Annotated in this window: 20 protein-coding genes; 2 read left to right on the top strand and 18 right to left on the bottom strand. The window is 52.0% G+C overall.

Annotated elements, in window-relative coordinates:
• The first annotated feature begins 187 nt into the window (after nt 1-187).
• Complete coding sequence (locus BMX04_RS16220; protein WP_074787938.1) at nt 188-826, top strand: tyrosine-type recombinase/integrase; 639 nt, start codon at nt 188-190, stop codon at nt 824-826.
• Nucleotides 827-860: 34 nt separating this feature from the next.
• Here BMX04_RS16220 and BMX04_RS16215 read toward each other — a convergent pair whose 3' ends face one another.
• The 9 genes from BMX04_RS16215 to BMX04_RS16175 form a co-directional block, all read right to left on the bottom strand.
• Nucleotides 861-1,196 (bottom strand): hypothetical protein, encoded by a 336-nt coding sequence (locus BMX04_RS16215; protein WP_074787937.1) that lies wholly within the window; start codon nt 1,194-1,196, stop codon nt 861-863.
• Nucleotides 1,193-1,672 carry a hypothetical protein gene (locus BMX04_RS16210; protein WP_139194590.1) on the bottom strand — a complete coding sequence of 160 codons (480 nt, stop codon included), beginning with the start codon at nt 1,670-1,672 and terminating at the stop codon, nt 1,193-1,195. The genes BMX04_RS16215 and BMX04_RS16210 overlap by 4 nt, the downstream gene beginning before the upstream one ends.
• 320 nt (nt 1,673-1,992) lie before the next feature.
• A complete protein-coding gene (locus BMX04_RS16205) occupies nt 1,993-2,721 on the bottom strand; it encodes a M48 family metallopeptidase (RefSeq protein ID WP_074787935.1) in 729 nt (242 codons plus the stop codon).
• Nucleotides 2,711-5,821, bottom strand: a complete 3,111-nt coding sequence (locus tag BMX04_RS16200; RefSeq protein ID WP_074787934.1) for a type I restriction endonuclease subunit R — start codon at nt 5,819-5,821, stop codon at nt 2,711-2,713. The genes BMX04_RS16205 and BMX04_RS16200 overlap by 11 nt, the downstream gene beginning before the upstream one ends.
• Before the next feature lie 7 nt (nt 5,822-5,828).
• Nucleotides 5,829-6,242, bottom strand: a complete 414-nt coding sequence (locus BMX04_RS16195; protein ID WP_074787933.1) for a hypothetical protein — start codon at nt 6,240-6,242, stop codon at nt 5,829-5,831.
• Nucleotides 6,239-7,429, bottom strand: coding sequence for a restriction endonuclease subunit S (locus BMX04_RS16190; RefSeq protein WP_074787932.1), 1,191 nt, complete (start codon nt 7,427-7,429; stop codon nt 6,239-6,241). The genes BMX04_RS16195 and BMX04_RS16190 overlap by 4 nt, the downstream gene beginning before the upstream one ends.
• A complete protein-coding gene (locus BMX04_RS16185) occupies nt 7,426-9,867 on the bottom strand; it encodes a type I restriction-modification system subunit M (RefSeq protein ID WP_074787931.1) in 2,442 nt (813 codons plus the stop codon). The genes BMX04_RS16190 and BMX04_RS16185 overlap by 4 nt, the downstream gene beginning before the upstream one ends.
• Nucleotides 9,868-10,228: 361 nt before the next feature.
• Complete coding sequence (locus tag BMX04_RS16180) at nt 10,229-10,942, bottom strand: DUF932 domain-containing protein (RefSeq protein ID WP_083398217.1); 714 nt, start codon at nt 10,940-10,942, stop codon at nt 10,229-10,231.
• 45 nt (nt 10,943-10,987) lie between these two features.
• Nucleotides 10,988-11,506: a hypothetical protein gene (locus tag BMX04_RS16175; RefSeq protein WP_217644504.1), complete on the bottom strand. Its 519-nt coding sequence runs from the start codon at nt 11,504-11,506 to the stop codon at nt 10,988-10,990.
• Nucleotides 11,507-11,621: 115 nt separating this feature from the next.
• Between BMX04_RS16175 and BMX04_RS16170 the strand changes: the two genes are divergently transcribed.
• Complete coding sequence (locus tag BMX04_RS16170; protein WP_074787928.1) at nt 11,622-11,837, top strand: hypothetical protein; 216 nt, start codon at nt 11,622-11,624, stop codon at nt 11,835-11,837.
• Between the two features lie 27 nt (nt 11,838-11,864).
• Here the strand turns inward: BMX04_RS16170 and BMX04_RS16165 are convergent, their stop codons facing one another.
• From BMX04_RS16165 to BMX04_RS16125, 9 genes are all read right to left on the bottom strand, one after another.
• The gene (locus BMX04_RS16165; protein ID WP_074787927.1) at nt 11,865-12,140 is read right to left on the bottom strand and encodes a hypothetical protein; all 276 of its coding nucleotides are present in this window, start codon (nt 12,138-12,140) and stop codon (nt 11,865-11,867) included.
• Entirely contained in the window at nt 12,128-12,670 is a 543-nt protein-coding gene (locus BMX04_RS16160) for a CHC2 zinc finger domain-containing protein (protein ID WP_074787926.1), read from the bottom strand. The genes BMX04_RS16165 and BMX04_RS16160 overlap by 13 nt, the downstream gene beginning before the upstream one ends.
• A gap of 138 nt (nt 12,671-12,808) precedes the next feature.
• On the bottom strand, nt 12,809-13,744 hold the full coding sequence (locus BMX04_RS16155) for a replication-relaxation family protein (RefSeq protein WP_074787925.1): 936 nt from the start codon (nt 13,742-13,744) through the stop codon (nt 12,809-12,811).
• A gap of 143 nt (nt 13,745-13,887) precedes the next feature.
• The gene (locus BMX04_RS16150; RefSeq protein WP_139194588.1) at nt 13,888-16,026 is read right to left on the bottom strand and encodes a type IV secretory system conjugative DNA transfer family protein; all 2,139 of its coding nucleotides are present in this window, start codon (nt 16,024-16,026) and stop codon (nt 13,888-13,890) included.
• Entirely contained in the window at nt 16,026-16,997 is a 972-nt protein-coding gene (locus BMX04_RS16145; protein ID WP_244888572.1) for a type IV secretory system conjugative DNA transfer family protein, read from the bottom strand. Before BMX04_RS16145 ends, BMX04_RS16150 begins: the two co-directional genes overlap by 1 nt.
• 406 nt (nt 16,998-17,403) lie before the next feature.
• Nucleotides 17,404-17,766: a MarR family transcriptional regulator gene (locus tag BMX04_RS16140; RefSeq protein ID WP_074787922.1), complete on the bottom strand. Its 363-nt coding sequence runs from the start codon at nt 17,764-17,766 to the stop codon at nt 17,404-17,406.
• 139 nt (nt 17,767-17,905) lie between these two features.
• Nucleotides 17,906-18,097 (bottom strand): helix-turn-helix transcriptional regulator, encoded by a 192-nt coding sequence (locus tag BMX04_RS16135; RefSeq protein ID WP_074787921.1) that lies wholly within the window; start codon nt 18,095-18,097, stop codon nt 17,906-17,908.
• Nucleotides 18,098-18,138: 41 nt separating this feature from the next.
• Complete coding sequence (locus BMX04_RS16130) at nt 18,139-18,651, bottom strand: site-specific integrase (protein ID WP_139194587.1); 513 nt, start codon at nt 18,649-18,651, stop codon at nt 18,139-18,141.
• A 138-nt stretch (nt 18,652-18,789) separates the two neighbouring features.
• A partial coding sequence (locus tag BMX04_RS16125; RefSeq protein ID WP_175477394.1) for a transposase occupies nt 18,790-19,114 on the bottom strand: 325 nt, incomplete at its 5' end.

Raw genomic sequence — 19,114 nt, 5'->3', positions numbered from 1 at the left:
AAGAGTTCCTAGTTTAACGACATAACACCAGCACAGCCGTCTTTTCAGCGAGATGCAACAGGTTCCGCTTTTTGTTAAAAGCGGAACTCCTTTTCTCTCGCTAACCCGTTAAAAATATAGGCTTTCCACTGCAAGGGCTCGCGCAGGTTCCGGTTTAGGGGTATAATGGTTAAAAGCGGAACTGTTTATGGCCAAAAAACCCAAACAAAAAACAGCCTGGAACAAGGGCAAGATCGTCGGCCCGAAACCGGCTCTGACCGCTCGTCAGGTGGCGACGATCAGAGGCGTGTTGGCAGAACGAGCACCGTTGCGCGACCAGGTACTGTTCGCACTGGCGATTGATAGCTGTCTGCGGGGGAGTGACCTCGTACGTCTCAAGGTCAGCGATGTGATGCTCTCTGGCGAGTTGCGCGACAAGGTGCGGGTGCAGCCGTCGAAGACCAAGTCGCGTAGCCAGACATCGATTGTGTTTGAACCGAGCCGCGACACCCGGACATTGCTGACACGGCACATCGATGCTGAAGACCTGCTTTCAACAGATTGGCTCTTCACGGCTATGCAGCGGCGTGGTGGCCCGGAAAAGCCGCTGAGCGAGCGGGCGTACCTCAAGCTGGTCAAGAAGTGGGTCAGCTACGCTGGCCTAAACCCCGAGCTCTACGGCACCCATTCAATCCGCCGCTCCCGACCGGCGTACCTCTATCGCAAGACGGGCAACCTGCGCGCGTGTCAGATCATGCTGGGGCACAAGTCGCTGGCGTCAACACAACTCTATCTTGGGGTTGAGGAAGAAGAAACGTTGAGCCTCGCGCGGCAGTTTGAGTTGTAGGGAAAGCGCAGTGTTGTCTTGTTTCCAAGACCAACTAATCGACTGTCGGTTCGTCAGTCGCGATCCAATGCTTTGGCGGCAAATAGCCATCAACCAAGTAGTCTTGAATACCAGGGTTGATCATCAAAATTTCTTCATAAGTCCGACCATATACGTATCGTTCGCCAGGTGCGATGAGTAACGGGGTGTTTTTGCTATAACAGCTCAACTCATTAAACAACTGCGTATCCGCGCAGTCTTCGTTGACGAGAGTGAAGCCAGCTGCCTCGAAGGCAGCAATATTCGCCTCTTTTTCATCAGCAAACGCAGCGGGAGTGAGCGCGACAGCAAGAGCGGCTGACAACACGGTGAAAGCCAAAAGTTGTTTCACTGTACCACCTCCACATCACAAAATTCGGGAACAAACATATACTTCGGGACTCTGTTGGTCGCTTGAACGTACCCATCCAGCACACCGCAGGAAACCGGGGTGATCAACTGAACCGCTGATCCTTTGATCCGGCGCACCTTCCACTGATCCGCCCGGAAAACTCCGTCCGCTGCGTACATCCGCTGACCCGTTGTCGCGTAGGTCACGCGATAGATCGGGTACAGGAAGCCCTGAGGGCTTGAGTGTATGTCGATGAACCGCGCGGTTGACCCTGCCGGGAGTTGCGCAAAAGCGCAGCTGCCGCTCTGCAATATACTATCATTGCGCAGGAACTGCTGGGCGTTCACGACTTTGTTCAGGCTGGCGGTCATGCCGTCCTGCTCGAAGCACACGAGCTGGAAAGGGCGATCTTGTGCCTGCGCCGCGGTGGCAAGGCTGAGGCCGATCAACAAGCCGATTTCCGCCAGAAACTTCATACTGTTCTCAATGTATTGAACGCTGAAACTCTTAATAGCAGAAAAATGTCCTGTTATCCAATATATTGGATAACAGGACATCCGTGCCTGCCAGATCATGCTGGGTCACAAGAGTATCGCATCGACACAGCTTTATCTTGGTGTTGAGGAGGAAGAGACGTTGGATTTGGCACGGCAGTTTGAGTTGTAGGGTATCTTGCAACTAGACCTTGAGTTTGACCACCGATCCAGCGGGAAGTATGGTGTCAAGCATCGTATTGTCGTCCACTGAATTCAGCTCTATGAATTCTTCAAGACTCATGCGCTCTGGGATTTCACCATCACATATTCCAATGCTCATGGGCGAGTGGTGCGGTATTCAACTCATCCCTGATCATGCGCCAAATCGGTAACTTCTGATCAAGCAGAGCCACAAACCGATCCGAATGGTTTCGTTCAAAAAAATGCGCCAATTCATGCACAATGACGTATTCCAGACACTGCGGCGGCTTCTTCACAAGTTCAAGGTTCAGCCATATCCGCTTCGCCTCGATGTTGCAGGTACCCCATTTGGTTTTCATTCGCTTGATCCCCCATTGTGGAAGACAAATGCCGAACGATTCCGACCAAGTTGCCATCAAGGGAGCCGCGCGCGTTTTTAGCTCGTGGCGATACCAGCTCTGGAGCACTCTTTCTCGCGTTGCCTGACCCCCCCCCGACCTGACATACAAGTCTAACGTCCGGCTGTTGCGGATGTGAACACGACCAGCACGGGCACCCTCGATTATGTTTAGGCGATAGCGTTGACCGAAAAAGAAATGGCTCTCGCCAGACACATAGGATCGCTCGGTTTGCCGGGGCTGTGTATCGAACTTTGCCTGCTGGCGTTTGATCCATCCCATGCGCGTGACAACGGCTAGGCGCACAGCCTCATCGTTGACGCCCACCGGGGCAGCGACCCGCACGCGCCCATTCGGCGGGTAAACGCCAAGGTGAAGGTTCTTGATCGGCTTTCGGACAACGTCGACTTCAATTCCGCCAACCGTAATCTGGTACCCTTCAATATTCATGCTGATTTCGAACCAGGTCAAAGATCAGGTCGACCAAGGCAGGATCGGCGATGTTTGCCTTGATGGCGTTGCGTACTTCTTTTTCCTTGAACCGGTTGCCGCGCCAGGCGTCTTTCTTGGTCGCCCGAATGGCCGCGTCGACTGCTATAGCCAATTCCTCATTTTCATTGAGGTTATCGAATAAGGCTCTTTTTGCCGGAGTGTCGACCGACGTCGGGTATGACGTTGTCGTCTCCGGGCTCTTTGCCTGTTTCGTCAACTCAACGATCTTTGCAAGATAAGCCTCGTAGTTGATCGCGTCGGTCTTTCGTTGTGCGATCAACGCGTCCAATAGGTCCGACATCTTTTCATAGTATTTCGGATTGATCGGCGTCTCATCGATGATCAACTTGCGCACGTTGTTTTCAATGGTTTCGGCGACCGCTTCCTTGTTCTTTCGTATTCCTCCTGGCAAAGCTTCCACCGCATCGACACCGCGCTCCGCGATCAACTGAATCAGCGACATGTCATCAAACTTGGAAATAAGTTCACTTTCCTCGGCGCGAATATAGGTGTCGATCAAGTGCCGCATTGCGGGCTCGTACATCTTGAGATCGATGTAGTCTCCGCTAGCTAGCTTCACCTCGTTTCGGACTTTTTCGAAATGATCAACATCCGCCTTTATGGCACCCGTTTCACTTTCAGAATAGCCCGCCTCACCCATTTCATTTGCGATCTCAGCATAGGCGCGCAAAAGCGATGCAACCAGCCTATAAAGGGCCAGGCGCTTCGGCTCGTTCTCCTTCAGGGCGTCTTTGTCCGATGTGTCTTTGGCGCAAAAGAACTGCAGATACGCATGGGTATCCCGAGGGGTCTCGACTGGCTCGCAAAGTGCCCGGACCGCTTCCAGCGCGTCATTCAAACGGTTCTGCCCCATCTTCAGGCGATCGGTGAGCAGACCCGCCACATCCTCCTTGTCATACCCATCAAAAGCCTCGGTCGTGTAATCCTGGATCGAGGTCTCAAGACTTTTGAACAAGTCCTTGTAGTCGATGATGTAGCCGTATTCCTTATCGTCGCCGTCCAAACGGTTGACCCGGCAAATCGCCTGGAACAGCCCGTGATCCTGCATCTTCTTGTCGATGTAGAGGTATGTGGCTGACGGCGCATCGAACCCGGTAAGCAGCTTATCCACGACGATCAGCAGCTTCATCTGCCCTGGCGCGTCGATAAATTTCTTCTTGGCCTGCTTTTCGAATGCCTCAGCTTCCTGACCGCCCAGCATCTTGGTGTAAATGTCGTATTGCCGAAGCCGCTCGGTCAGACCCTCGCCACTTTCCTCGCCTTTGATATCGCTCGCGGTCGGCTTGTAGGACGTGACGATTGCGCATTTGCCCGCCAGATCGGTCTTGTCGAACAGCTCATAGAACTTGCACGCCTGATAAATGCTCGACGACACCAGCATTGCGTTGCCGTGACCGCTCTTCAGGCGATCCTTCAATTCCATGTCCAACAGGATATCCGCGACAATCCTCTCAAGGCGCGATTGGCTCGACATCACCTTTTGCATTGTGCCCCAACGGGCCTTCAGCTGCGCCTTGGCCAAATCGTTCAGCCCCTGAGTCTTGATCTCGAACCACTTGTCGATCTTGTCCTGCGACGTGATGTTCTGGTCTATGTCCCGGGCCTCATAACGCAAATCCAGCACAACACCATCGGCGACGGCCTCGTTGAACTTGTAGGTATGGATATAGGGGCCAAATACTTCGAGGCTGGTCTGCTTGTCCTCTTTTAACAGCGGCGTGCCGGTGAAACCGATGAACATCGCGTTCGGCAGGATCGCCTTCATCGCCTTGTGCAGATCGCCGCTTTGCGAGCGGTGGCATTCATCTACAAAGACATAGAGATCGCCCTTTGCGCGAAAATCGCGGGGCAGTGCAGCGCGCATTTCTTCGATGTAGCTGCCCACATCGGCATCGGTTTCGTCCTTGCCGCCGAACTTGTGGATCAGCGAACACAGCAGCCACGGTGCCTCAGCGTTTAACTGCGCGATCAGGTCCGCGCCGCTTTTGCTGCGCTGGATGTCCTCGTTGACGCCCTTAAACACCTTCTCGATCTGCTCGTCCAATTCGGTACGGTCAGTGATCACCAGCACCCGCGCGCCTTTGACGTTTTCGCGTATCCACTTGGCCAGCCACACCATCGTCAGGCTTTTGCCCGACCCCTGGGTGTGCCAGATAATCCCGCCCTCGCGCCGCCTGATCTTTTCCTGCGCCGCACGCACACCGAAATACTGATTGTGACGGCAGGTCTTTTTTGCACCCGCGTCATAAACCAGAAAGTTGTGGATCATCTCCAGAAACCGGTCCTTGGCACAGAGCCGCAGCAGCGCCGTGTCCAGCGGCGACAAACCCGGTTCATCCCCCAGATAGCGCGCATCGCGGGCGTCGATCCCGTCGCGATAGGCGGGGTTCTCCTCGCGCCAGTTCAGCCAGTATTTCTCTTTGCTCTCGATCACGCCATAGCGCAGGCCCTCGGTGTCATTGCCCGCCATTATCATCTGCATCGTGGTAAAAAACCGCTGGATAAACATCGGCTTTTGATTGTCGAGGTTCTGGCGGATGCCTTCCGAAACCGACACGGTCGAGCGTTTCAATTCCAGCACGCCCAGCGCGATGCCGTTCACATAGATCACCACATCGGGGCGCTTGCCAAATGTCTTGCCGTCAGATGTTGCGGCCTTGACCGCCACCTCTTCGGCGATAGCGAAATGGTTGGCGGCGGGGTTGGCCCAGTCGATCAGCCAGACGGTCTGGGTCTGCTCGCCCACCTCTGCCTTGACCTTCACGCCATAGCGCAGCAGGTCATAGATGTCGCGGTTGATGTCATAGAGGCTGCGGGATTGGTCGGTCGCCACTTTCGTGAGGTGTGCGATGGCCTTGGTGATCAGCGCGGGGGTGTAGCCTTTGGCGGTCAGGTAGGGGCGCAGGTAATCCTCTTCGATGTTGCTGTTAGCCGTGCGGTCGATCCAGTTGCCAAGATAGTCATAGCCCAGCCTGTCCTGAAACAGCTTGACCACGCGGCTTTGCGTCTTCTTTTCAACCTGCCCGACGTTATTCATACCGACCTCACGAGTTCATCAAATCGACTGCAGCAACGATCTTGGAAATCTGCAGTGATGCCGAAGTTCTTTCCGGACCAACTGCAAAGATAAACTTTGCCGGGTAGTCTTTTGGCAGCCAATTCAGCACGTCACTTTCAGCCAGTTCGACATCGATCCATCGGGCGTCGTCAGACAAAGCCGTGATCCTGTTGATCACCACCATCTGGCCCGTTTCCGTCAGCAGGCCAAAGGTCCAATGATCGTTCATCATTCTGGACGTGTACCATGCTGGCAGTACCTCGGCCGCCTGACTGGCATCCGTAAGCATGGCTATCTTTCGCTTGGTCTTCTGCCATTCACGGTAAGAAATGAAGGCCCCTGCCCAACCGGACAACCCTCCAAAAACGACCAGTCCATCCAGAACCCAACCAAAACTCATACCAACCGCACCTTTCCTGTCAGAAGTTGCTGCATCATCCCCTGCTTGACGGCCCGCGCCTTGGCCGCCCGCGCCTCCAGCGCCGCAAGATCGGCATCCATGTCCGAGAGGACCTCGGCGATGGCGGCTTGTTCGGCCTTCGAAGGAGGCGCAGGTATTTCCAAAAGTAACAGCTTTGAAACTGTAAGGACTGGCTGCGCAGAAGACTCTGCACGGCGGTTAAGTGACAAAGTGCCCATTGCACGCGTCAACCAACTGACATCCGTGGAGTCAAACGCTTCGACAACGATGGCGTGTTCAGATGCAAAAAAGCGTCCGGTGACTTCCAAAAGATTTCCGCACAATGCACCGACGCGTCCGATCAAACAGTAGGTCCCTTCGTGAGTGTAGCGGCCGACATAACCGCGCAAGCCATTGCCCCCGTAACAAGGAAATGGCGAGTGATCATCAATGCCTTTCGCGGTGATGCCTTCGCCACTTTTCATCGAACAGAGTTCCCCCAACCGCTTCACCTCCCAATCCCCCGAGAAGCCCGGCAGGCGGGTTTTGCCGGTGAGGAGTTGCTGCATGGCGGCCTGCTTGAGGTCGCGCTTCTTGGCAATCACCCCCTCCAACGCCGCAATCAACCCATCCGCATCCGACAACGCCCCCGCGATGGCACGTTGTTCGGGGAGGGGTGGAGCAGGAACCTCAATGCGCCGCAAATGGTATGGGCCAAAGTTTGGTTGGGCCCCACCGGTAATCATTAAATCTATCTGCTCTTTGAAAAGGTCCGAGTTAAGCAAAATCCATAGGTAGGCGTAGTCGCATGACTTAAGTGGCTTAAATCTAATGACACTAGTGTTCATGACTAGCGGCAAGTCGCGGGCGCGAACGATCGAAGACTTCCCATAGCTGTTGCCAGAGCTCGCCATGACAATGTCGGTATCATCGACAGCGAAGTGCATATACATTTTCGAAAACTCTTCGAGACTGATGTGTCTTTCAGTGCGATCCAGGTTAAGGAAACCATTTTCCAAGTTTGTGACGTTGATCACTTTCATTCCTGATCGGGTGAATTGCCAGTTTCGCAAGCCAGGACCCTCTTGGAACCAAGCCATTTCAGGAAGTGGGCGCGCCTCCCAATCCTCCGGAATAACCCCAACCTCGGTCTGCTTATACCCCGGCCAGATCCCCTGATTGCTCACAGCGCAAACCCCATCTGCGCCAGATGGGCGGCGACGCGGGCGTCCAGCGCCTCAAGCTGCTGCGTCAATTCCGGCAAGGGCGTGGCATAGCGTTCCGCCAGCACCTTGACCCGCCCCGCCAGCGCCTGTGACACGCGGTCCACCTCTGCCGCCACATCGCCGCGCACCTGCGCCAGCCATTTATCCTCGACCAGCAGCGCCTTGACCTCTGCCTCGGTCAGCTTGGCATACTGCGCCACGACCATCGCATCCAGCGCCGCCTGCGCCTCTTTCACCGCCCTAACCGCTGCCGCCTCGGCATCAATTGCCGCCGCACAGGTTTTCAGCATCGCGCGTTCGTCGCCCGCGTCCTTGTCGGCGCGGATATCCCGCGCGCGGTCCTTGACCGATTTCGCGGTCAGCTTGCCCTTGTCGGTCTTGGCCTCGGCCAGCAGCCCATCCTCGCCGCCGTGCTCCTCGTCCAACTCCTCAATCACCCGCGCGGCCTCTTCCGCTTTGGCCTGCAACGCGTCCAGCGCCGCCTGTTCGGCGGCAAAGAACCGCGCCACGATCAGCGCGGGCGGGATCAGTTCGGCCTTGAGCTTGCGCCGCCCCAGCATGATGTCAGGGGTTTCCGTAAATTTACCGTCGGCGTTCTTGACCAACTCGCGGATCACCCGCCCCGCCGCCCAGCCATCCTGCACCAGCACATAGGTATCGTCCTGCATCACCTCGGCCCAATAGGTCATCAGGTGCTGATAGACATCATAGCCGTCGATTAGTGGGACAGGTTTGAAGCGGTCGAGCAAATCCTCGGATATCGCGGCGATCAAGTCTTTGGGTTTGTCACCAATGGCGATACCCCGAAGCCCGCCCTCATGTGCGGCGCGCCATGCGTCAAACACCGCCGTCACGCTGTCGGTAAAGGTGACAAATTCGGGATGGTCCAGAATGGCGGATTTCACGCCTGTGGCATCGACCAGTGGGGCGAGATACCCGGCCCGGTCACCCGGCGCGAAAAGGGTGTCACGCACAGCGGGCAGCACCCGCCAGAAGTCGCCGAGGCCATCGACATCGCGCACCGGAATGCCGCCGCGCAGGTGGGCGTCGATATCCTGCAGGTCTTCGGGTTCAGAGCTGTCGATATAGCGCGGGATGTTGAGGTTGAAGCCGTGCTTTTCAATCTCGGCCAGCGGCACCATGCGCGAATACTTGTCGATCTCGATCTGCTTGGTGAAGGCGTCGACGATCTTGTGCAGGTCCTGAGAGCGCAGGCGGTTCTTGTTGCCATCCTTCACAAAGCCCTTGGAGGCGTCGACCATGAAAATGCCGGTGCGCGCCTGCGCATGTTCCTTGTCGATCACGATGATACAGGCGGGAATGCCCGTACCATAAAACAGGTTGGCAGGCAGGCCGATGATGCCCTTGATATAGCCCTTGCGGATGATCTTTTCGCGGATGTCGCTTTCGGCATTGCCACGGAACAGCACCCCGTGGGGCAGAATGACGGCACCTTTGCCGGTGGTCTTCAGCGATGCCATGATGTGCAGCAAATAGGCGTAGTCACCGTTTTTGGCGGGCGGCACGCCATAGTCGAAGCGATCATAATGGTCATTGACCGGATCAAGCCCGGTGCCCCACGCCTTGTCCGAAAACGGCGGGTTGGCGACAACGAAATCAAAGGTCTTGAGCCCACCGTTGTCGTTCTTGAAATGCGGGCTGGCCAAGGTGTTGTCGCGCCAGATTTCCGCCGTCGGGCAATCGTGCAGCACCATGTTCATCTTGGCGAGGGCGCGGGTGGCCACGTCCTTTTCCTGACCATAGATCGTGATGCCAGCGGGCGCTTCATCCCGCGACTTGAGCAGCAATGAGCCGGAACCGCAGGTTGGGTCATAGATCGTCTGGTCGGGACGATTGGACGCGCTGATGCCAATCGCCTTGGCCATGATCCGCGACACCTCGGACGGCGTGTAGAACTGGCCTTTGCTCTTGCCTGACTCTGTCGCGAAGTGACGCATCAGGTATTCGTAGGCATCGCCTAGGATATCGTCGCCCTCGGCGCGATTGTTCCGAAAATCGAGTTCGGGACGGTTGAAGATCGCGATCAGGTTCGACAGGCGATCGACCATTTCCTTGCCGGTGCCGAGCTTTTCTTCCTCGTTGAAATCGGCAACGTCGATGACGCCTTTGAGGTCGTTCGCTTCGGCCAGCCTGGAAATGATGACATTGATCTTGTCGCCAATCTCCTTGTCACCCTTCAAGGCGACCATGTCAGCAAAACTGCCGCCCTCAGGAATTTCCATCAATCCATCAGGATCGCCTGCGTATTTATCGGAAACATATTTTACGAATAGCAAAACGAGGACATAGTCCTTGTATTGCGAGGCATCCATGCCGCCCCGGAGTGCGTCGCAGCTTGCCCAGAGAGAGCTGTATATTTCAGATTTCTTAACTGCCACTAGGCCCTCGATTTCTTGTTTTGGCCACCCAGATCAAAGTTATCATTCTAAGTCGCTATGATTGTGTATCTCGGTCAGCGATTGTTTATGTCGTTTTTGCGCGGCACGAGTGATCTTAAAGTATATTCTGAGCCTTGAGTATCATTGTCCACGTCATAGTGATTGGTCAGCAACCTTTTCACACTTGGTGCCTAACAAATGCAATCCGCTCTTGGAGCCCAACCAACTAATCTTATCTTTTTCTGACCAGTGTTCCCTGTTTAGCAGACATTGCAGTGGCGGGTTGGGGCCACCCCTAGCGCTCGACCACACAAAAAAACACCCTCCGAAGAGAGTGCTGATAGAACAACAATTGAGTGGTTCAGTTCAAGCGAGTACATATGCCATCTACTACTTCGTGCAGCTTTTGTGTGGATCGGGGATCTTCGGCCACTCTGCCTATCATGGCGTAGGTAGCCGCGTTAAAAAGTCTCCAAGCGGTCTTATCGCCCCAGTCATGAGGTGGATTGTCCCAGGCATTAGCGACATTAGCGATACGCTGGACGTTTATGACCCCGTCACGGTACATCTGCATGATCGCAGCATCTGCCTGGTAGTCGCCCAGCTCCGCCGCTTTGAAGCGGTTGTACTGTTGGGACATGGCCAGCCTTGCTTCGTGCAACGGCTCAATTGCCTCTGCCACCAGTGCCGGTAGATCACGCTTGGCATTGGCTGTGTGCCGCCGCTTGATGACCTTCTCGCCGGTAAAGGCGGTGTTATCACAGACAAAGACACGGGAACCAAAGGCAATGCCGATAGGCCAGGATTTATCGTTGCTATTGCGCAAACCAACGGTGTGCGTGTAGTCGCCATGTGCAGACTTTAGTGTCAGTAGGCCAAAGTACCTCAACCCATCTGGCATGATGCCGTGGTGTTCTTCGGTGATCTCGTGGCCATGAAAGCCCAGACTGAATTTCACCATCTGCACAACGTCGTGGTGTGCGATAGGGTGATGGCTTTTTGTAGCCGCAGGCATAGGCACGTCAGGAAGGGCAGAAGCTTCTATAGCCTCTGCCCCAGCATGTAGCATCAACATGATATTTCTCCAAGTATGTGAAAAGAACGTACTTAGAGTAGTATATCACCATTTGAATTTTAGTGCCTTATGGGGCGATTGCATATACGCTAAAGCAAAGGCACGTTGATCACTTATATACTCCCTATACTTCTTGTAGTAGAGTCTTTGACCTATGATCTCAGCGACCAAGTGCGGAATACATTCCTGCGCGACCTCGGTGCCAAACACGTTTATGATGTCAGTGATTTGTTGGTTACATGTAAACATTTCACCAACAGTGCTAAAGTCATAACCGCTGGTGTAGTGGGTATAGTCATGCCAGGCGCGAAACGCATAGTTTACAGCGGGCTCAGCAAAGATCGTACAGTCTGATCCACCGGAGTAAACTAGCAACTTCTTACCAGCGTCCATATGATCTACCAGCTCACGATAGGTTCCTAGACCTTCATCTGAAATCTCGTAGTCGATCTGATCTGCCATCAGCTCGATAACAGAGTTCAAAGTTTCATTGAGCGGTACATTGATTGTATTAAGCATCTTACTCTCCCAGTTAGATGCCTTAAGTTTGACCTTCATTTTCACAACTACAACGGGCGGCATGAGTAACAGTGAGTAGTATGGATACTACTAGGGGCAGTGAGGACAGAACACTATTTGTTTCATGGTAGTATTCAGACAGACAAAGAGGAGAATTAAAATGTCTGACAAACCAGCAAAGAAGTTTAGAATTGGTTTCATCACAGCGACTATATGGAAAAACAACGGAACAGATCGCGCGTTTTATACTGTTGATCTGAGCCGGACGTACAAAGACGGTACTGAGTTCAAAAACACCAACCAGCTCAACCATCCCGACCTGATGAACGCAGCTCGTTTGCTGACAAAGGCAGAAAATTGGATAGCTGAGCAATAAAATAAGCCCCCATAAATTGGGGGCTTTTTAAAAGAGTTCGCCTTGTCTGGCGGCCTCTGCTTGTCGTACCCACTTGGGATCTTTGGCTGCGTGTGCAATCCATTCTTCGACAAACGCTTTAGGACTGCCAAACACCTCGATTTCCTCTGGAGCAACAAAGTGTGAACGATAGCCTGTCTCAGTGATCGGCAATGGCGCAGCGGCTTTGATTTCCAGATGGTGAAAGGGTGAGTGCCACTTCTCCTTCGAGTAGACGATATTGACTGTAACTCCTTCCCACACCAAGCCTGTCAAAGTGACCATTTTGGCGGCAATTGCAGTTCCTCAGCCCCTACATAGCCAGCCAATTGGCCGGTTTTTGTACGGATCGGGATCGCAACCTTTCCTTTGAGGATGCCGCGTGGGGCAAACCCAACCCCAAGAGCTTCGGCAGTCTCAGGATCAAAGCCAAGTGTCTCCACCGCTGGGTGATCTGGCTCGAGATAATCCAAAGCACGGAAGCCACCACGGGCCTCCGCGCTCTTTTTGGATTGGCCTTTCGGCTTCTCCAGTGGAGCGGTGTCTCCGACAAGAAACTGTGCAGCCTCTTTCACGGAGCAATCATTCACGAGTTGGACAAGTGCCAGCACATCGCCGCCTTTACCGAGTGCAAAGCTATACCAGACGCCTTTTGCTGGCGTGATAACAAACTTGCGATCCCCTTCCTCGCCGGAAGGACACCGGCCGCGTAGCTGTGCACCTGATTTTTTGAGGGTTAAACCAAGCCGTTCGGCCACCTGTTCGATAGGGTGATCTTGCTTGATCTGTTCAAAGTCTAAAAGCTGGGTAGCCATCACAGAGTACTCCTTTTGTTGAAGGACAGTCTGTGACTAATTATACACTACTTTTGCGTTTCAAACTTGGCGCAACAATTCACACAAACAAAATGGTAGTCAGCAGAGAATACCGTGTACTTGTGTGTGCAAGTTAACTTAGGAAGCTTTGTGGTCTGTACGATCTTTAAGAGTTGATCCATCTATTCGCTCCGTTGGCAGTCCTGCCCGATGCCATTCAGCAGTGAATAGTTCTGGGCAAGGTTTCGGTGAACGTAACATCCCCTTAGCATTAACACTATGTGTCGGTACAGAGGCAAAAAGAAACAAGTGGCTTTTGCCTACCAGATCCTCTACCAATTTTCTTTGGTTGTTAGATCGAGTATCAGTGGGTGCAACCACTATCACACGCATGTTACCCACACCCAGCTTTTCCTTGTAAACTTGTGTTTTAACAATATCCCGGTAGCCAATTAGCTTCTTCAAAAAGGATGATGATCGCTTGAGTGTGCTGGGGTGAATAGTACTTGTGTTTTCTGCCTCCAGTACAAAGTAGGCTTTTTTACCATTTGAATACTCTAGTCCAAATATCCCGTCTGGCACTAGGTGCTTGGATTTACTCGTTTCTACCCGGCCACCAAAATCGTGCGTGACAGTACAGGTGAGCTGCAAAGGCTTCGGGTCGTCTGTCCCGGCCAGTATCTCAGACATAGGAATGTAGCGGACATCGGTTCCGAGTGATCCCATTTCGATGGACGCCAGGGTGTCGCAAATCATCATGGAATGGGAGAAATACTTGCGATAGGTCGTGCCCTTACCCCGATACAAGTTGGTGGCTGTCTCTGAATTCTTGTCTTGCTCTTGCAGATACTCGATGCCGCGCTTGTCGAGCGTATAGATTTCCTCGTTGAAAAGCCCGTTGTATGCCCAGAGCTGTTCTTTGGGTCGGTCGATCAACTTTGCATCCCAGAGGGCGCGCAGCTGGCGCTGTGTCCGGTTAAAGCATGTGTTCTCAATCAGACCGTGGATGTGGGACGTGCGAAGGAACTGGTAACGGTTGAGCGCTTCCAGAATACGGGTACGGCCAGTGGTCATTACCAAGACACTTGGCTCTTTTGAACGGGTATACCGAGACTTTCGCATAGTCTCTTGTTCAGCGACTTTGTCAGTGCTGTCAAAGGTTGGCATGGTTGCTGTGATTACGCCTGATAACAGGTAGTTAGGATGAGTATATCAAACTAATCTAGCTCTTGAGGGCCATCAGGGTCATTCAGTGGGCGCTGCGACGACGCAGAAGCGTTTGTGGCGGCTTTATAGCCATATGTCTGCGCCATGTGCTGCTTGATCGCTGTGATCTGCTGGGGCGATTTCTGTGGGCTATTCTCCAGTCGTAGGAAGTCTGTCTTGCGTACGATGGTGCCAACGCCCCGGACGCTGCAAAGAAACGAGTTCTTTGGCATGGCATCTATTTCAGCTTTAGTGACACGCATGTCTCTGGCCATCGCCGCTACATCCTCACCTGATACACCGCCAGCAAGTTTAATTGTTGTGTTAGCTGACAGGGTGGAGCGCAAGGCAGGGTCTGCAAACGCACCGAGGTCTTGGTGCGCTGCGGTAATACCCAGACGGCGCTTGCGCCCTTGCTGGAACATCCGCACGACTATCGGGGCAGCAGATAGGTATTCCTGTGCTTCATCTATGTACAACATGGTCGGCACAGTCTTGTTGCCTGAAAGAGAAAAGCTGGCAATTTGAGCAATCATATAGCGGCCAAGCAACCTCGCCCCTTCTATTGAAATGCTCCCCGATGCAGTGTTAATCAAGATGACACTTGGTTTTTGTAGCTCTTTCCCAAGATCGATCTTCCCGACCGGGGCAGTAAACATTCTTTGCAGGGTTGGGTTTTCTAAAAGGCGGTACAATCGTTGAGCGATTTGGTTTCTTGTCTCGCCATACTGTCCACGTTTTACATCAAACTGGTTGTCAAAAAAATTGATGACAACTGGGTTTAAGTTCAACATATACTTTCGATAGTTGGCAGTTCCGTGTTCTAGTACGTCTAGCATAGTCAGCAGATTGGCATTTGGCACCTCGAAAAGAAGCCTTGATACATACCGATATACGGTCTGCTGCTTGGCCGTCAGCTCGTTCTCTAGTGAGGCGAACATAAATTCATATAGGTCAACAGAAGTAGTAACTTCATCCTCAGAACTACCGCCACGAAATGTATCAAGGGCAAGCGAAAACTCAGGATGCGTTGGGTCAAGATAGACAAGCCGCTCTGGTGGGACGACATGCAACAGTTTTTCAAGCATGTTCTCCTGACTGTCGATTATTACAATGCTAATATCTTCATTTACCAGATCATCCAAGATCAAGTCTTGTAACAATTGGGTTTTACCGTGGCCCGATCCACCGATAATATGAGTATGCTCATACCTGTACTCAGGCTTTAACCGGACAGCTATCTGAATACCATTTAGATATTGCATCATGTCGCCTAGGATATTTTGTGCGGTTACAAAGGGGAGAAACGCATCAGTATATGCATACTCTGGATGTTCGCAGGTCTTTGCAAAATCGCTGATATACTCGCCCCACGCCCTGCCAGGGCCAGCAACGCATAGGTCATAGGGCGGCAATGTCGTAGCCCATAACTCGATTGCTTCGATCACATCTTTTGTCTTGCGCTCTAGTGGTGCGTACGCTGCCGCAACAAAGATAACATCCTTCTTTAATCCCTCTGGGATGTTGGCATCTGGTATTGCGTTTACTACCGCCAGCCGGGCAGCGTTTAGCTCATTTTCAGGTGCTTCTTCAGCAGGAACACCCTCGGCCTCCTCTTTTGCCAAATTTGGATTGAGTCCGTCCTTCAAAGTATCAAGGGCAAGGCATGCGAACATGCCTGTAATTGCCAAAGCAAAAAGGGGAAGTGTTAAAGGGTGATCTATTGATACTTTTATACCTGTAATATTAAAAATGGCCAGGACTGAAAAACCAACTATCATTAAGACAAGGAGTAGTTTATACAAAACTTGTCTAGTTGGCACCTCATTAAGAAAGGTATCCGTCAAAATCGGTGTGAATATTAGACAGAAAACCACCCAAGGAACAATTCCAGATGATATGTACACGGCTATTAAAGAGAGTTGGCTTTCTGGTGTAGAAATGGTGGCAAGTATTATGCAAATGCCAAATATTGAAGTGAGTTGGAGTGTAGTGTAATGGATACTTATTGGGAATCCGTGATAATATGCTTCACCCCTTCTGAAAGCTAGCCGAGTAAGCAACAGGCTAGCTAACAATAAGGCAATCCCAACAAAAAAAGCAAACAACTGAAAGTCTCTTACAAATACAGCAATGTAATAAACTCCCATCAAATACTCTCCAGTGGAGTAGTGATTTTATCAGGATCACCTTCATAGAAAGGAAATCGTCGATAGGTGTATGGCAGTAGCTCCTCTAATCCACGTTTAGACGTCATTGGTGGCATGTATGATTTCAGCACTTCCGCATCCTCCTGCGACACCCTAAAAACAAAGCGTTCTGGACAGTTTCCCATCAAAGCAGAGAACAGGGATTTTTCTACTTGGTCAATGTACTGGTGGACAAAAGTCAGAGACAGACCAAATTTCTTGGACCCTGAGAGAATGCTTTGCAGTGCCCCAGGGGCAAACATGTGTCCCTCGTCAAGGTACAGATCATACGGTTGTTGCGTGTTACGGGCCAATATCAGTTGGTTCAAATAGGAAATGATGAGCGAGCCAACAATCTTAACCGTGTCCTCGCCATACTCGTGGATCGGAAGACGTACCAGCAGGACGGTGTCGTCCAGCACCTTGGCCAGCGAAAACGTCTTTTTGTTTGTCTTAAAAAACTTGAAAACACGAGGATCACCCAAAAGGCCAAATAATTTGTTTAGCGTACTCGCGGATTCGGCGCGCCGATCCTTGGTATTCAGCTCCTCGTAGGCGCACCAGAATTGTTCAAGAACCTTATCTCTGAACTCTAGGCCAGTACGGTAGGTTTCATCTTGTAGGAGTGAAACAGTATCAGTGAGGTTCTGTGAATTGTATATCAAGGACAACGAGACAAAGAACAAATACATGTCCATCACGGGAGTGCTTTGGCCGTAGTAGCCTGATCCATCCTTTATACCAGATGAAAATGTTTTCGCCGATAGGGCGGAATGGACGGGTTCAGCCAGCGGGTTCCAGCGCGAGGTGCTTAGATCGAGGAGTTGATACTTTATGTCGGTAGCGTCCAAGTGCGGTATCAATGCATCAGTATCTGTACCGTGAGGATCAATAAAACAAACACCGTGTCCCTGAGAGACGCTGGTGGCCATCTGTTCCATTAGCAGTGAAGACTTGCCTGATCCTGACTGCCCGATAATGTAGCGATGTGCCATAACGGTAGCTTACCAGTCCCCCACCCCGTGTTGGTGACAGTCGAGGGCCGCAGAGCAAGCTACCGTTAAAGAACATAGTCCGGTGTAATTGTACCGTAAAATTGTAGGGTAGTACTGTCCGCAAGAACTGTTGTCAGAGCTAGGGTGTTGTTTAGACCCCGTATAGCGCTATGACCTATTACTTTTTTATCCGGCAGGACTGTGGGTATATATACCTAAAAAGGTAATAGGTCATGGCGTGAGCCTGACAACAGTTCTTGCGGAATGAGTAAGTATGAGGGGCTATGCTACCCCTTTGTAATTTCAGAGATAGACAATACATAAATACCCATCGTTTTACCCACTACTTGGCGGTGTATGCCCCGTCAGTAGCAACCAATATACCAGACTTCTTGAGGGCTGTGAGAGCATTTGAGATCGACTGTTTGCCCTTGGCATCATCCATCCCCATTGCAACTGCAATCTCGGCGGGCTTCATACCGTCACCATTCTTGATGGTCTTGAGTACATCATCCCGCACTCCTGTGCGGCGCGTGCGTTTAGGCGTAGTGCCTTCTTCTACCAGCTTGTAGTTAAAACCCAGGGCGTTAAGCTCCTGCAACGCTTGCTCAACCTTCTTCTTGGCGGTCTTTTTTTCTTCTTCAATAATAGTGCGCTTCTGCGCTTGTAGCTCTGCGATCTGTTTGTCAATGTCCGATACTTGCATGTGTACTACCTGTGCCTAATGGAATTTGTACGGCGGTAGTAGTTTGGCGATGTAGGTCGTGCAAGTGAAAGTTGGTGCTCACTTGTATTTGTGCAGGGGGCATCCCGAAGAATGCCCCCTACTCCCCTTTCACAAGGGGCTAGCGTGTGGCTATACGTTCAGCAACCCAATCGTAGATCTCACTTTCCACCCAGAACACACGAAACCCGATCTTGATCCGCTTAGGAAAACCTAGATGCGAGTATTCAGGATCATGCTCCATTCGATCTATGTGAGCCAGTGAAAAACCAACAATTTCTTTGACTTGCTTCTTAGATAGTAACCGTTCCATCGCTACACTCCATGATTAGGAGCTTCGCGCGAAACACCAGGTTAGCTAGTCCCAGCGATAAGAGAATGGATGTGTTGCTCGTAAATCTCAAGTGCTTGGCGCATTTCTTTGAGGTAGTTGTATTTGTTATAGATTGCACTGACGCCAGAGATCGAGCCACTGGTGTGTGCAAGTATGCGCTCGGTAACGTGCAAGGGAATGTCCAAGGAAGCGCAGATAGTGGAGAACGTGCGCCTCAGGTCGTGTACAGTCCAATGCTCAAGTGGAACATGCTTATCGAGCCTCGCCTTCCCTTTAGACCAACCATTAAAGGGTGCCACTGGCAACAGATTAGCAACCGTGTCAGTCAGAGGTATGACATGTTCTATCTTGCCCTTCATTCCCGAAGCTGGGAACACAACAGTATGGTCGATGACTGTGTAGTCCTTCCACTGCCCTATGCGCTGGCCGGTGAGCATCTGCAGCTTTAAATAGTTGCTGTACGGTGGGAAGTCATATGCCCAGACAGCTTTTATCTCATCATTTGCAAGCACACGGCTGCGTTGGCCATACACTACAGGGACATGGAGGAACGGGTTTCGATCTGTCAGTTCATTCCTGAGACACCAGTTATAAAAGACCTTCCATGACTTTATAGCCTGTGCATCATCTAAGTTAATGGAGTTATGCCCAAAAGTTGGTGACGGCTGTCATCAGGCGGCGTTTTGAAGTTGCTTGATCCCGTCTTTGAACTCAACCCCCTGAATGACTTCGGGCAGTCGGTTTGTGCCGCTGAGCTTTCGCCATTTTTTCTTGGCTGACATCATTAGCTTGAAGACCATGGACAGGGCCGTTTTGCGGCTTAGGCAGCCCTTGGTCTTGCGGGTTCGGTTGCGCACGGTAGCGAAGACGCTTTCGATGGGGTTTGTCGTGCGGATGTGCTTCCAGTGCTCGGCAGGGAAGTCGTAGAATGTCAGCAGCACGTTGCGATCCTTGGTCAGCTTTTTGACCGCACGCTCGTATTTGACACCGTAAGTT

It is taken from the genome of Roseovarius tolerans (assembly GCF_900109855.1).
GTDB lineage: Bacteria > Pseudomonadota > Alphaproteobacteria > Rhodobacterales > Rhodobacteraceae > Roseovarius > Roseovarius tolerans.
This window is presented reverse-complemented; position numbering and strand designations above follow the sequence as displayed.